14 protein-coding genes and 6 tRNA genes are annotated in these 12,793 nt (G+C 72.3%); 9 read left to right on the top strand and 11 right to left on the bottom strand.

From position 1 onward, the window contains the following. Positions 1-29: 29 nt before the first annotated feature. The 3 genes from ACFW01_RS33140 to ACFW01_RS33130 form a co-directional block, all read right to left on the bottom strand. Positions 30-1,331, bottom strand: a complete 1,302-nt coding sequence (locus ACFW01_RS33140) for an extracellular solute-binding protein (protein WP_234958320.1) — start codon at positions 1,329-1,331, stop codon at positions 30-32. A 478-nt stretch (positions 1,332-1,809) separates the two neighbouring features. Next, positions 1,810-1,881, bottom strand: a tRNA-Val gene (locus tag ACFW01_RS33135). Between the two features lie 79 nt (positions 1,882-1,960). After that, entirely contained in the window at positions 1,961-2,413 is a 453-nt protein-coding gene (locus tag ACFW01_RS33130; RefSeq protein WP_234958321.1) for a TIGR02611 family protein, read from the bottom strand. Positions 2,414-2,604: 191 nt separating this feature from the next. Here ACFW01_RS33130 and ACFW01_RS33125 point away from each other — a divergent pair, with 191 nt between their 5' ends. Both ACFW01_RS33125 and ACFW01_RS33120 read left to right on the top strand, forming a co-directional pair. Next, entirely contained in the window at positions 2,605-3,018 is a 414-nt protein-coding gene (locus tag ACFW01_RS33125; protein WP_004002642.1) for an SsgA family sporulation/cell division regulator, read from the top strand. A gap of 277 nt (positions 3,019-3,295) precedes the next feature. Further along, positions 3,296-3,856 carry a CGNR zinc finger domain-containing protein gene (locus ACFW01_RS33120; RefSeq protein WP_234958322.1) on the top strand — a complete coding sequence of 187 codons (561 nt, stop codon included), beginning with the start codon at positions 3,296-3,298 and terminating at the stop codon, positions 3,854-3,856. Positions 3,857-3,940: 84 nt separating this feature from the next. On the opposite strand, the gene ACFW01_RS33115 is transcribed toward ACFW01_RS33120, so the two are convergent. Together ACFW01_RS33115 and ACFW01_RS33110 are read right to left on the bottom strand one after the other, a co-directional pair. Beyond that, positions 3,941-4,120: a hypothetical protein gene (locus ACFW01_RS33115; protein WP_122617228.1), complete on the bottom strand. Its 180-nt coding sequence runs from the start codon at positions 4,118-4,120 to the stop codon at positions 3,941-3,943. A gap of 163 nt (positions 4,121-4,283) precedes the next feature. Beyond that, complete coding sequence (locus tag ACFW01_RS33110; protein WP_234958323.1) at positions 4,284-4,733, bottom strand: hypothetical protein; 450 nt, start codon at positions 4,731-4,733, stop codon at positions 4,284-4,286. 189 nt (positions 4,734-4,922) lie between these two features. Between ACFW01_RS33110 and ACFW01_RS33105 the strand changes: the two genes are divergently transcribed. Further along, positions 4,923-5,447, top strand: a complete 525-nt coding sequence (locus ACFW01_RS33105) for a DsbA family protein (RefSeq protein ID WP_234958324.1) — start codon at positions 4,923-4,925, stop codon at positions 5,445-5,447. 44 nt (positions 5,448-5,491) lie between these two features. On the opposite strand, the gene ACFW01_RS33100 is transcribed toward ACFW01_RS33105, so the two are convergent. The 3 genes from ACFW01_RS33100 to ACFW01_RS33090 are packed head-to-tail and all read right to left on the bottom strand — an operon-like array spanning position 5,492 to position 8,238. Continuing rightward, on the bottom strand, positions 5,492-6,316 hold the full coding sequence (locus ACFW01_RS33100; RefSeq protein WP_234958325.1) for a GNAT family N-acetyltransferase: 825 nt from the start codon (positions 6,314-6,316) through the stop codon (positions 5,492-5,494). A 51-nt stretch (positions 6,317-6,367) separates the two neighbouring features. After that, entirely contained in the window at positions 6,368-7,189 is an 822-nt protein-coding gene (locus ACFW01_RS33095) for an aminotransferase class IV (protein ID WP_161332390.1), read from the bottom strand. After that, entirely contained in the window at positions 7,186-8,238 is a 1,053-nt protein-coding gene (locus ACFW01_RS33090; RefSeq protein ID WP_234958326.1) for a chorismate-binding protein, read from the bottom strand. Before ACFW01_RS33090 ends, ACFW01_RS33095 begins: the two co-directional genes overlap by 4 nt. Before the next feature lie 177 nt (positions 8,239-8,415). On the opposite strand from ACFW01_RS33090, the gene ACFW01_RS33085 reads away from it, so the two are divergent. From ACFW01_RS33085 to ACFW01_RS33065, 5 genes are all read left to right on the top strand, one after another. Then, a tRNA-Gly gene (locus tag ACFW01_RS33085) sits at positions 8,416-8,488 on the top strand. 38 nt (positions 8,489-8,526) lie between these two features. Next, positions 8,527-8,600 (top strand) — tRNA-Cys (locus ACFW01_RS33080). A gap of 1 nt (position 8,601) precedes the next feature. Next, positions 8,602-8,673, top strand: a tRNA-Val gene (locus ACFW01_RS33075). 36 nt (positions 8,674-8,709) lie between these two features. Further along, positions 8,710-8,781: transfer RNA gene (locus tag ACFW01_RS33070), tRNA-Val, on the top strand. Positions 8,782-8,812: 31 nt separating this feature from the next. Next, positions 8,813-8,884 (top strand) — tRNA-Val (locus ACFW01_RS33065). 70 nt (positions 8,885-8,954) lie between these two features. Here the strand turns inward: ACFW01_RS33065 and ACFW01_RS33060 are convergent. The 3 genes from ACFW01_RS33060 to ACFW01_RS33050 all read right to left on the bottom strand — a co-directional run bounded on the left by ACFW01_RS33060 (position 8,955) and on the right by ACFW01_RS33050 (position 10,632). Further along, positions 8,955-9,254 carry a zf-TFIIB domain-containing protein gene (locus tag ACFW01_RS33060; protein WP_122617233.1) on the bottom strand — a complete coding sequence of 100 codons (300 nt, stop codon included), beginning with the start codon at positions 9,252-9,254 and terminating at the stop codon, positions 8,955-8,957. 101 nt (positions 9,255-9,355) lie between these two features. Next, entirely contained in the window at positions 9,356-10,294 is a 939-nt protein-coding gene (locus tag ACFW01_RS33055) for a phosphotransferase (protein ID WP_234958327.1), read from the bottom strand. Between the two features lie 155 nt (positions 10,295-10,449). Then, positions 10,450-10,632, bottom strand: a complete 183-nt coding sequence (locus ACFW01_RS33050) for a hypothetical protein (protein WP_125490898.1) — start codon at positions 10,630-10,632, stop codon at positions 10,450-10,452. A gap of 589 nt (positions 10,633-11,221) precedes the next feature. On the opposite strand from ACFW01_RS33050, the gene ACFW01_RS33045 reads away from it, so the two are divergent. After that, entirely contained in the window at positions 11,222-12,622 is a 1,401-nt protein-coding gene (locus tag ACFW01_RS33045; RefSeq protein ID WP_234958407.1) for a serine/threonine-protein kinase, read from the top strand. The last annotated feature ends 171 nt before the right edge of the window (positions 12,623-12,793 follow it).

Genomic DNA, 12,793 nt, shown 5'->3' with positions numbered 1-12,793 from the left:
CGCGGGGGCGTGTGTCACGGTGCTTCCCCTCAGCCGGCGAGGGCCGTCTTCGACTCGGTGAAGAACTGCTCGACGGCTTCCCCGACGGACCGCGAGCCGAGCGCCATCTCCTCGGCGATGCGCAGGAAGGCGGCCTCGCAGATGTCCGCGCCGTTCGGGTGCGGGGTGATCTGCTCCAGCACGCCCGCCTCGACCAGCGACTCCTCGTAGGCGGCGATGGCCTTGTTCACCGGGTCGGTCGGCCGGTAGGCGTCGTACTGGGTCTGGGTCGTGGGAACACCGCGGTCATAGCCCATGATCTTGGCGACCTCGGGGTCGTGCACCATGAAGTCGATGAACTGGGCGACCTCCTTGGGGTGCTGGGTGCGCTTGTAGGCGCTGAGCATCAGCGAGCCGAGGTACTGGCCGGTCCTCTTGCCGTCCGTGGTGGGGATCGGCGCGAGTCCGTACTCGCTCTTGCCCTCCGACGTGTAGCGGACGGTGAAGTTGTCCCAGGTGAACTCGGAGCCGGCCAGTTCGGCGGAGAGCGCCGACTTGGGCTTGATCTGGGCGACCTTCTTGGGGTCGGCGAAGAGGCCGGACCGCACGGCCTTGTCCGCCTTGGTCCACCACGCCGTCAGATCGGCCTCGGTGAAGCCGAGTCCGTCCTCGGTGAAGAAGGCCTTGCCGTTCTGCCGCAGGTACAGGTCGTAGAGGTACATGACTCCGTACATGCCGCTGTCGCCGGCGCGGCCCGTGCGGTCCCGGACCCTTGTCATCGCCTCGTCGAAGTCGTCCCACGTCCAGCCCTGTTCGGGCTTGACGCCGGCCCGGGTGTAGACGGGCTTGTCGATGACCAGGGCCATGGAGTTCGAACCGACGGGCACGCCCAGGAGTTTGCCGTCGATCTCGCCGAACTTCTCCAGGCCCGCGCGGAATCCGTCCATGGAGAGGTTTCCGGCGTCGACCTGGCTTCCGAGGTCGAGCAGGACATTCTTCGCGTCGTATTTGCGAAGAAATCCGACGGCATTCTGGAAGACGTCCGGCGGATTCCCCCCGGAAGCCTGCGTGTTGAACTTCTTCCAGAAGTCGGTGTACGGCTGAAAGTCCGTCTTGACCTTGATCTTCGGGTACTTCTTCTCGAAGAGCGCGATGGTCTTGTTGATGCGCTCGGCCCGGTCCTCGGCACCCCACCAGGAGTAACGGATCGTCACCGAACCGTCCCCCGAACCGCTCCCGCCACCGCACGCGGTGGCCGTGGCCCCCAGTCCCGTGACGGCCAGCGAAGCCCCCGCCGCCCTGAGGACCGTGCGCCTCCCGACCTGCCTCCCCACATTCCCGCCCTGCTGCATACGAGCCTCCCCGCGACGCGGTCTTCGCCTCATGAATCGTTTCAAGTAAGCGCTTGCTGGCACAAGCTACGGAGGGCCCGGAAGCGCGTCAACGATTCGGACAGGAATTTACGGGCGCACGGTGCGACGAGCCGGAGGCGCCGTTTCGCGGGCGGCGGCGGAGGCGCCGGAGAACGGCCAGGTGGGCGCCGCGCGGCCGACTGACCGAACACCGGGGAGCCCGCCGGCGCGCGGGACGCGGAAGGTCACGGTTGGATGACGGCGCACGGAAGCGGAACCGTCGCGCGAGCGCTCGGGCGGACACCGGGAGCAACCGACGCACTCGCCGCCGCCCCGCCGAGGGCGGACACGTAGGCACCAGGTGACGGGCACGTCCGCACCGGGCGGCGGACGCCGACGCACGCACGCACACACCGGATGGCAGACACGACAGAGCGGCCCGGCTCATGATCGTGAGCCGGGCCGCCTGATGATCCGGTGGGCGATACTGGGTTCGAACCAGTGACCTCTTCGGTGTGAACGAAGCGCTCTCCCACTGAGCTAATCGCCCGGACGCAGGAAGAACATTACCCCATGTCAGAGGCGCTCGTGACCAGCCGGTACCGGGACGCCGCGGCCGTCGCGGGCGGTCACTGGTCCTTGATCTTCCAGGGCATCTCGAGGCCGAACTTCCACAGGTAGATCCCGGCGAGCACGGCGAAGACCACCAGCCCGACCGAGGTCAGGATGATGTTCCTGCGCCGCACCCTGGGGTCGAGGGCGCGCTGTGCCGCCTCGGTGACCTTGCGCTTGGTCCAGCGCAGCACCAGCTGGGCCCAGACGAACTCGGTCGCCCAGATCGCCATGCCGCCGAAGATCACGACCCAGCCCGGCCCGGGCAGCGGCAGCATGATGATGCCGGCCACCACCACGGCCAGGCCGACGATGAAGACGCCGACCTGCCAGCTCAGGTGCAGGGCACGGCGCGCCTTGACGAAATCCGGTGCCCGCGAGCCGAGCGCGCGCTCGCCCGTGGCGTCGTCCGTCCCCGTACGGTCTTCCGCCACGGCCGCCTCGCCGGGCTTGTTACTCCCCGTGTTCATACGGCCAAACACTACCCGAGCGAAACCTGTCACCGGAATGGGCGCAGGACTCGAACGATCACTCGGCCAGAAGAGTTACGTAAACACACGCAAAACACTCAGAGGGGTTTACAACGGCACCGTAGGTGGCATGTCGATTTCGCCGACGTGCGAATCCCCGAGCGCACACTGAGCGAAAGGCCCTGGCGCTTATGAACACCACGGTCAGCTGCGAGCTGCACCTGCGCCTCGTTGTGTCGAGCGAGTCCTCCCTGCCTGTCCCCGCAGGCCTGCGGTACGACACGGCCGACCCCTACGCCGTGCACGCCACCTTCCACACCGGAGCCGAGGAAACCGTCGAGTGGGTGTTCGCCCGCGACCTCCTCGCCGAAGGTCTCCACCGTCCCACCGGGACCGGCGACGTCCGTGTCTGGCCGTCCCGCAGTCACGGCCAGGGCGTCGTGTGCATCGCCCTCAGCTCTCCGGAGGGCGAGGCGCTGCTCGAGGCCCCCGCGAGGGCCCTGGAGTCCTTCCTGAAGCGCACAGACGCCGCCGTGCCCCCCGGCACGGAGCACCGGCACTTCGATCTCGATCAGGAGCTCTCGCACATCCTGGCGGAAAGCTAGGGAGGGGGCCCCGCGTGAAGCCGCCCGTCGCCGTCGACTCGGGGTGACGGCACGGGCCGGGACAACCGCATACGGCACACACGGCGTCGTCGCCGCGGTTCTCCGCGGGGACGGCGCCGACGCGCGTCCCCGCAGGGGAACGAAGCCCGGTCCGGCCGCGTTGTAGGGGCAGCCGGCGGCCGGGGGCGCGATCGCGGCCGGTCCGCCCGCCGCGGATGGCACTACCATCGGCCAGCATCGGCGGGCGCCCGCCCGACCCCAGGCCAGGGAGCTAAGTGTGCTGATCACCCACGACACCCGGTGCGCGCTCGACACCGTGGTCGATCTGGTGAACTCCGTACCGGAGGACGACACCGCTCCGGACGGGCTGCCGGACGTCGCGGCCCTCCAGGAATTCGTGGGAACGCACGAAATCAGCGACGTCGGCGTGCTCTCCGACCTCGACCTCTCGGCGGTCCTCCAGATCCGCGGGAGGTTCGCCGCGGTCTTCGCGGCTCCCGACGCCCGGGCCGCCGCCGGACTCATCAACGACCTGGTCGCGGCCGCCGGCACCACCCCCCGGCTCACCGACCACGACGGCTACGACTGGCACATCCACTACTTCGCGCCCGGCGCCTCCGTCGCGGACCACCTGGCCGCCGACTGCGGGATGGCCCTGGCCTTCTTCGTGGTCGCCGGGGAGCAGGAGCGGCTGCGGCGCTGCGAGGCCCCTGACTGCCGGCGCGCCTTCGTCGATCTCTCCCGCAACCGGTCGCGGCGGTACTGCGACAGCCGGACGTGCGGAAACCGTTTGCACGTGGCGGCCTACCGGGCCCGGCGCAAGGAGGCCGCGGGCTGAGCCGGCGGCGCGGACGGGCGGGTGCGTGGACACGGTGGTGTGTCGCGGCCCCCGGCGGGTGGCGCCGGGGAACGCGGGTACGGCTCACAGCAACAGCAGATCGTGCAACGCAGCCATGAGCAGCAGACACCCGATCACCGCTAGGAAGATCATGAGCGGTGGCTGGGAAAGGGCGAAGAGGCAGCCGCGTGGTTCACTCCGTGTCCGCGCGGTTTCGCTCTGTCTCGTGTCCAGCTGGGGATCCAGCTGAGTGGTGTCCGGCATCTCGCGGCGATGATGACGCAGCGGAGCGGGCGCTCGCGATCAACACGCCCGTAACGACCGGGAGTTCGTTGAATGTCGCAATGTCCGGTCGGATCGTGATCATTACGGAGCACGCGCTGTCGGCCTCGGACCGCTGTGTCGTTTCAGCCCGGGACGACGGAGGTCATATGCCGTGCTTCTTGAGGATGGCCTCGATGTCGCTGAAGTCGTCCTCACCACGGGACGCGTTCGCCGGCTTTGCCGCGGGCTCGGCAGCCGGGCTCGCACCGGCGCCCAGCGAGGGTGCGGAGGCACCGGGCGCCACCGCGTCGCGCTGTGCCGCCGCCCTGGCCTGCTTGCGCTCCTTGCGGGTGCCGCCGCGGCGGCGCTCGACCGTGCGCGTGATCATGAAGAGCGCCCAGGCCACGCCCAGGACTGCGAATCCGGCCCAGGCCACCGGGCTGAAGGCGGTGTCGGCCAGCCACTCCACGACCCCGGTCATCACCAGGCCGATCGGAACCAGCGCGTAGGCGGCGACACGGACGGCGGTGAGGAATCGCCTGCGGTACGCGGTGACCGCCGCGATGCCCAGGCCCGCCGCGGACACCGCGGAGCAGACGGTCTCGGCAATCATCCGGTCCTCCAGAGCTGGGCCAGGTCGGGCATGAGTACTTCGTCCCTTCCATCCTGCACCGACCGCACGCGGTGAGGCCATGCCGTGGCCCGAGATCAGGGAGATCTCCGGGTCGGCTCCTCCCCAGGTGCCGGTGCCGGAGGAGGGCCGCGGTCCCGGCGCCGCCCCGTGGGCTGGGAGGATGGGGGCATGAGTGACTCCTCCCCCGCCGGGCCCGCCGCGCCCGTACTCGACGTCTGGTGCGAGCTCCAGTGCCCGGACTGCCACGCCGCCCTGGACGACCTGCGCGCCCTTCGCGCCCGCTACGGCGACCGGCTGGAGCTGCGGCTGCGGCACTTCCCGCTGGAGAAGCACAAGCACGCCTTCGCCGCCGCGCAGGCCGCCGAGGAGGCCGTCGCCCAGGGCAGCGGGTGGCCGTACGCCGAGGCCGTACTGGGCCGCGTGGCGGAGCTGGACCGCAAGGGCGAGGCGCTGCTGGTGGAGGTGGCGCGCGACCTCGGACTGGACGCGGAGGAGTTCGACACCGCCCTCGTCGACGGCCGGCACATCCTGATCGTCGACGCCGACCAGGCCGAGGGCAAGGCGATCGGCGTGACCGGCACGCCGACCTACGTGATCGGCGGCGAGCGCCTCGACGGCGGCAAGAGCCAGGAGGGGCTGCGCGAGCGGATCGAGGAGATCGCGGACCGGCTGCTGGCGGAACGGCAGGGCTGAGACGCGTCCCGCCGCCCCCGTCTCGCGCCGGTCCCCCGCCGCGCTTACAGCAGAGGTTTGTAGAACAGGGACCGCGTGGTCCGGTAGCCGAGCGACTCGTAGAGGCGCTCGGCCGCGGTGTTCCCCGCGAAGACGTTGAGGCCGATCAGGGGCCGGCCGGCGCCGATCGCCCGGCCCTCGGCCAGCAGCATCAGGGTGCGCCCGTGCCCCCGGCCCCGGTGGGCCTCGTCGGCCTCGACGTCGAAGACGAAGGCCCGGTCCTCCTGCAGTGCCAGCCAGAGGATCCCGACCTTGGTCCCCTCGTGCTCCAACACGTTGAACAGCGTGTTCTCCGTGGCCAGACCCTGCGGCAGGAGCACCTCGTGGTCACGGCGGGCCTTGGCCCGCGCTTCGGCCTCGGGCACCCCGCGCTCCATCCAGGTGCGGGCGTACTGCTCGGACTCGTATGCCTGCCAGGCGTCGAACTCGTCCGGTGCCATCGGCCGGGCACGGCTGCCCTCGGGCAGGGCGGGCGGGGTGTCGCCGAGCTGCTTGGTCATGCCGCGGTTGCGCAGGACGTACCCGAGCGCCTGCGCGAGGCGGGCGCCGGCCTCCGCGTCGGCGGCGACGCCCACCTCGATCTGCCGGCAGCCCCAGCCGCGCGCGATCTCCTCGGCGGCGAGGGCGGCCACCGTGCCCCGGCCCCGCCGCCGGTCCGGTTCGTCGATGCGCAGCCGGTGGATCACGGCCACCGAATCGCCGAGGGAGCGCGAGGTGCCGAGGTGTATGGCACCGACGGGGCGGCTGTTCACGCACACCTGGTAGCGGCGGGAGCGCGTCCCGTCGGCGGTGCGCTGGAGCGGCTCGGTCGGCCGCAGGGTCGTGGTCATCAGGGCAGTTCTACCCACCAATGAGGCCGAACGGCAGTCCGATGTCCGCGCTCAGGGATCCAGGTCGTCCCCGGAGCGCTCCTCGAAGACCCGCATGGCCTTGGCGGTCACCGGTCCGGGAGCGCCCGGAAGTTCGCGGTCGTCGACCCGGTGCACGGCCTGCACGTCCCGCAGCGTGGAGGTCAGGAAGACCTCGTCGGCGCGTTCCAGGACGTCCAGCGGGAGGTCGGTCTCGCGGGCGCCGCTCCACTCGACGGCCAGGGCGCGGGTGATTCCGGCGAGGCAGCCGGAGGCGACCGGCGGGGTGTGGATCTCTCCGTCGAGGACCACGAAGACGTTGGAGCCGGTGCCCTCGCAGAGTTGCCCGACCGTGTTGGCGAACAGCGCCTCCGAGGCGCCCCGTTCCCGGGCGCGGGCCAGGGCGACGACGTTCTCGGCGTAGGAGGTGGTCTTCAGGCCGGTCAGCGCGCCGCGTTCGTTGCGGGTCCACGGCACCGTGACGACGGCCGTGGAGTCGGGGCGGCGGCTCGTCTCCCCGAGGGCGACCACGAGGGTCGGGCCGTGCTCGCCGCGGTCGGAGCCGAGGGGGCCGTGGCCGCCGGTGTAGGTGATGCGGAGCCGTCCCAGCGGCACCGGGTCGGCCGCCAGGACGGCGGCGCAGGCGCGGCGGACCTCGTCGAGGTCGGGGTCGGGCAGGCCCAGGCCGCGGGCCGAGCGGGTCAGCCGGTCCAGGTGACGGGTGAGCGCGAACGGCCGGCCGGCCACCGCCTTCACCGTCTCGAAGATGCCGTCGCCCACGGTGAGCCCGTGGTCGAGGACGGAGACGCGGGCGGATTCCATGTCCTGCAGTCCGCCGTCGAGCCAGATCTTCACGTCGGTAGCGCCTCTCCACTTCCGGTGACCTCGTACGCCCCCGACGCTACCGCGAGCAGCCGGGACGCCTTGAGTTCGGTCTCCCGCCATTCGCCGTCCGGGTCGGACCCCCAGGTGATGCCGGCCCCGGTGCCGAAGCGCAGCAGCCCCTCGGTCCGGTCGGTCCAGAACGTCCGGATGCCGACGGCCAGCTCGCCGGTGCCCCGGTCCGCGTCGACCCAGCCGACGCCTCCGCAGTACGGGCCGCGCGGCGCGGTCTCCAGGGCGTCGATGATCCGCAGGGCGCTCGACTTGGGCGCGCCGGTCACGGAACCGGGCGGGAAGGCCGCGTCGAACAGCTCCGGCCAGCCGGCGTCCGCGCGCAGTTCGCCGCGCACGGTCGACACCAGGTGGACGAGGCCGGGGTGCTTCTCGACGGCGCACAGGTCGGGGACGGTCACACTGCCCGTGGCGCAGACCCGCCCGACGTCGTTGCGGACCAGGTCCACGATCATGACGTTCTCGGCGTAGTCCTTCTCCAGCAGGTCGCCCTCGGTCCGCCCGGTCCCCTTGATCGGCCCGGACTCCACGGTCCGGCCGTCGCGGCGCAGGAAGAGCTCGGGCGAGGCGGTGGCGATCTCGACGCCGTGTCCGGGCAGCCGGATCGTGCCGGCGTACGGCGCCGGGTTGCCCCGGGCCAGCAGGGCGGTGAGGGCGTCCACGTCGGCGCCGGGGGCGAGGGGCGCGGAGAGGACCCGGCAGAGGTTGGCCTGGTAGACCTCGCCGGCCGCTATGTGCTCGCGGATGCGCCGGACCGCCGCCGTGTACGCGGCGCGGTCGAGGGAGGACGTCCAGTCACCGACGGCCGGTCCGTGCCACCGCCCCGGTGCGGGCGACGGCACCGGCTCGGTCCGTACGTCCGCGAAGCGTGCGCAGGTCGTACGGCCCTCGAAGTCCGCGCAGACGGCCCAGAAACCCTCGGACTCCAGGGCGGCGGGATCGCTCGTGACGTCGAGGAGTCCGGTGGCGACGCGGCCGCCGAAGCGGGCGAGAGGAGGGAGGTCATGCACGTGCCCGAGTCTAGGCCGGTGTCCCGGAGGGCACCCGAACGTGTCCTTCCGGGAGCCCTGACCAGGTCCGCGAGCGGACGCACCGCAGCACGCTGCACAAACGCGTTTTTGTACTGGCCCCGGTATCCGCTAGAGTTCATCACGTCGCCGGGCCGCGCAAGCGGACCGAACCGACAGGCGGACGTAGCTCAGTTGGTAGAGCGCAACCTTGCCAAGGTTGAGGTCGCGAGTTCGAGCCTCGTCGTCCGCTCGCAGGAACAGGGGGTCTCCCGGACCTCCTACACTCCTGGTGGAGTGGCCGAGAGGCGAGGCAACGGCCTGCAAAGCCGTCTACACGGGTTCAAATCCCGTCTCCACCTCCAAGGACGATTAGCTCAGCGGGAGAGCGCTTCCCTGACACGGAAGAGGTCACTGGTTCAATCCCAGTATCGTCCACTGGTCCGCAAGGATCACCGATCCGTATGGATCCCCGCGCGATTAGCTCAGCGGGAGAGCGCTTCCCTGACACGGAAGAGGTCACTGGTTCAATCCCAGTATCGCGCACGCAGTACGTCGCACCATCGCATCACTCCCAGGACGATTAGCTCAGCGGGAGAGCGCTTCCCTGACACGGAAGAGGTCACTGGTTCAATCCCAGTATCGTCCACACCCACCGAAGCCCCGGCCGTCTCGTACGGCCGGGGCTTCGTCGTGTGCGGATCAGCCGGGGAGCCGGATCAGCTGGAGAAGAGCATCCGGCCGAAGCCCTTCTGACGGTGGTGACCGTAGTGGCCGTGCCCGTGGCCGTGGCCGCCGTGCGGGGCACCCCAGGCGGGCTGCTGCGCGGCCGGGTACGCCTGCGGGGCGGCGGGCGGGGCCGGCGGCGGAGCGGACTGGGACCACTGGGCCTCCAGGCGGGTCAGCGACTCCAGCTCGCCGTAGTCGAGGAAGATGCCGCGGCAGCCGCTGCACTGCTCGATCTGAACGCCGTTGCGGTTGTAGGTGTGCATCGGTGCGTGGCACTTGGGGCACTGCATGGACGGCTCAACTCCTCGCCGGTCGGTCCTGCTTCGCGTATCGCCAGGACAGACTCTGTCCGGCCGCGGGTCGGTTGCACCCTACTTCGCGGAAATTCGGCTCAACCGCCTGGGGCGGAAGGGCGGATGGCGGCCATGCGGGCGCAGGCGTCGACCAGGGGCAGCTCCACCTCGTCCAGGGGCCGGCCCGCCGCGACCGCCTTGGTGACGGAGCGGGCGGCGGTCTGCACGGTGAGGGCACGGGCCGGGACGTCCAGAGCGGGCCAGGGATCGCCGTCGGACGGGACCGCGGGGCCGCCGGCGGCGCGGTAGGAGGTCAGGAAGCGGTGCCACGCGTCGGGCGGGAGCAGTCCACAGGCGTACCAGGCCGCCGGACGCGCCAGGTCCCAGGCCGGGACGCCGGTGCCGAGGTCGTCGACGTCTATCAGCAGCCAGCGGCCCGCGGGGACGGGGTGGCGGACGAGCTGGCCGAGGTGGAAGTCGCCGTGGACCAGGCCGGCCGCCGTCGGTGGGGCGGCCTCGCCGCGCGCCCAGGCGGGCAGGTGCGCCCAGGCCCGGAGCACGGGGCCGGTGGCGGGGTGGTCCGGGGCGCCGGCCCGGAGCCGGGCGACGGCCTGGGCCGCCTTCGCGGGTCCGCGCATCGCGGGCACGGCGGCGGGCACCGGCGTCCGGTGGAGGCGCGCGAGGAGTACGGCCGCCGCCTCCCAGGGCGCCGCGTCCGGATCCCCGGGGTCCACGGGGGTGCCGTACGGCCAGAAGGTGACGAGCCGCCCGTGCAGCGTCACGGGCGCCGGGGCGAGCGGCGGCAGGAGGACTCCGGGGAGCCGGGCGGCGACCTCGACGCGGAGGGCCAGGGCGGCGGGGTCGGCGTCCGCCGCGTGGGCCTTGGCGACGGCGCCGGCGTGCCGGACGACGGTGGCGTCCGGACGGTCGACCAGGGTGGTGAGGGTGGCCGCGCCGCAGGGGCAGGCCGGGGTGTCGGCGTGGGCCGTCGCCCTGACGCGGGCCGCGAGGGCGGGGAGGAGGGCGTCCGTGGTCACCGGGTGAGGGTACGCACCGCTTCCTCGGACACGGCAATGCCGGCGCAGCTCCCCAGCTGCGCCGGCATTCTTGCCGTCCGCCGCACCCCCGTCCCCACGGGGTTTCATGGATGGATGTCCCCGCCCGGACCGCTCTTCCGGGCCTGGGGCGCCGCTCAGCGCCCCAGCACCACACCCACGGACGACGCTTGTGTGGCCACTGTCTCCCACCCGTCGAAGACGAGAAGGAGCAGGACCGCCAGGGGCAGGGCCATGAGCGTCGCCACCGCGGGGTGGCGGCGGCCCTGACTGCGGGTCTCCCGCGTGCGGACCAGCGTCCGCGGCAGCGTCTGGGCCATGGTCCCTCTCCTGACCGATTCCGTTGTCCTTGGCAGCGGCGGGTGTCTGACCTCGGGGGACGAGTGCTGCCACCCGCCGCTTGACCTCAAATCTAGGTGTCCGGGGGTCGCCGGACGTCATGCCCTCGTACCGATTGCCGGGCCTCCCGGAGGATGAGCCATGCCCAGCCGAGTACTCCCCTGGGTGGAGAACAGGTCCCGGGACTCGGGGTCTTCCCGGACGGGGTGCCCGCCCTGCCCCGGTATCTCCGGGCCGTCCGGTGACTTCTCTCACTTCCGTCACCGCCCCGTACGCCCGCGTCCCCGCCAGCCGTCCGACCCGGGCCGGACCGCACGGCAGGCACCCGGCGTCTTCCCGGCGCCCTCCGCCCGCACCGCCCGGCCCCTCTGTCCGGACCCAATACCCCGCCCGTGACGGGCGGTTGGGATCACCGGCGGGCCGGGACCGGAACGCCCGTCCGGTCCCTGACCGCCCCTCAACTGTCGCACCCGGCACTGACAATCCGTCGTCGCGAGAGGGCGCGGCCTCTGCGCGCGGGCGGCCGTGGAAACGTAAGCTGTGGCTCGTCACAGGGACCGGGCAGCGGGGATGAACATGGCGATGATGCGCCTGAGGCGCGAGGACCCGCGCGTCGTCGGCTCGTTCAGGCTTCACAGGCGGCTCGGCGCGGGTGGAATGGGCGTGGTCTACCTGGGCTCCGACAAGAAGGGGCAGCGGGTCGCGCTGAAGGTCATCCGGCCGGACCTCGCGGAGGATCAGGAGTTCCGGTCGCGCTTCGCGCGCGAGGTCTCGGCTGCCCGGCGGATCCGAGGCGGCTGCACCGCCCGGCTGGTCGCCGCCGACCTGGACGCGGACCGTCCCTGGTTCGCCACGCAGTACGTGCCCGGCCCCTCCCTGCACGACAAGGTCGTCGACGGGGGCCCGCTCGGCGCGGCGGACGTCGCCGCCGTGGGTGCCGCTCTCTCCGAAGGGCTGGTCGCGGTGCACGAGGCCGGGGTGGTGCACCGGGATCTGAAGCCGTCCAACATCCTGCTGTCCCCGAAGGGGCCGCGGATCATCGACTTCGGCATCGCCTGGGCGACGGGCGCCTCCACCCTCACGCATGTGGGCACCGCGGTCGGTTCCCCCGGGTTCCTCGCGCCGGAGCAGGTGCGCGGGGCGGCGGTCACACCGGCCACGGACGTGTTCTCGCTCGGTGCCACGCTGGCGTACGCCTCGATGGGCGACTCGCCCTTCGGGCACGGCAGTTCCGAGGTGATGCTGTACCGCGTGGTGCACGAGGAGGCCCAGCTGCACGGCGTTCCCGACGCGCTGGCCCCGCTGGTGCGGGCGTGCCTGGCCAAGGACCCCGAGGAACGCCCCAGCACGCTGCAACTGTCGCTGCGGCTGAAGGAGATCGCCGCGCGCGAGGCCCAGGGTCTGGCCGACGCCCGGCCGCCGGCGCCGCGCAGCGCGGAGGCCGACCTGCCGACGGGACGGCTCGCGGACACCTATCCCGAGCGCGCGCCACGGCGTGCGCAGGGCACCCCGTCACCGCGGAGCACCCCGGGGTCCCGCGGACCCGCGCCCCGGCGCGCCACTCCGTCGCGTGGGGGTACGCCCCCGCGCGGAGGTACGCCGTCGCGCAACGGCGCTGCGGGTGCACGGTCCGCCTCCCGGTCCACGCCCGCCCCCCGCGACGGCATCGGCCGCGGCAGCGCACGCAACGACGGCGGCCGGCCGGGGCCGCGCAGCGGAACCGGCCGCACCGGGCCCAGAACCACGGGAACCGGCCGGCGCCGCCCCGCGAACCCGCGGCTGCTGCGGCAGCGCTTGTTCGTCTTCGTGGTGGTGACGCTGCTGGTCGCGCTGGGGATCGCCGTCGCGCAGGGCTGCCAGGGGCCGTCGCAGGGGCTCGGCGACGACCGCGGTGTCGTACGGGCGGCGCAGGAGCGGATGCAGATGCCCGGCGGCGGACCCCTCTCCGGGGACCCTGCACCGAGGCGGTAGCCGCGGGCCGGGTCGGGTCCGCAGAGTCCTGTCGTCCGCCCGGAGGGCAAGCCCCGCGGTGTCCGGTGCGTGCTCTGGGGGTGGTCCCCCCGGCCGGAGGCTGGGGGGGGAGGGTCGGGCGCATCGGGCGCACCCCCTCGTACTGGGCGTACTCGGGCTTCGCCCGGTGCG

Source organism: Streptomyces sp. NPDC058985, assembly GCF_042740985.1.
Lineage (GTDB): Bacteria > Actinomycetota > Actinomycetes > Streptomycetales > Streptomycetaceae > Streptomyces.
This window is presented reverse-complemented; position numbering and strand designations above follow the sequence as displayed.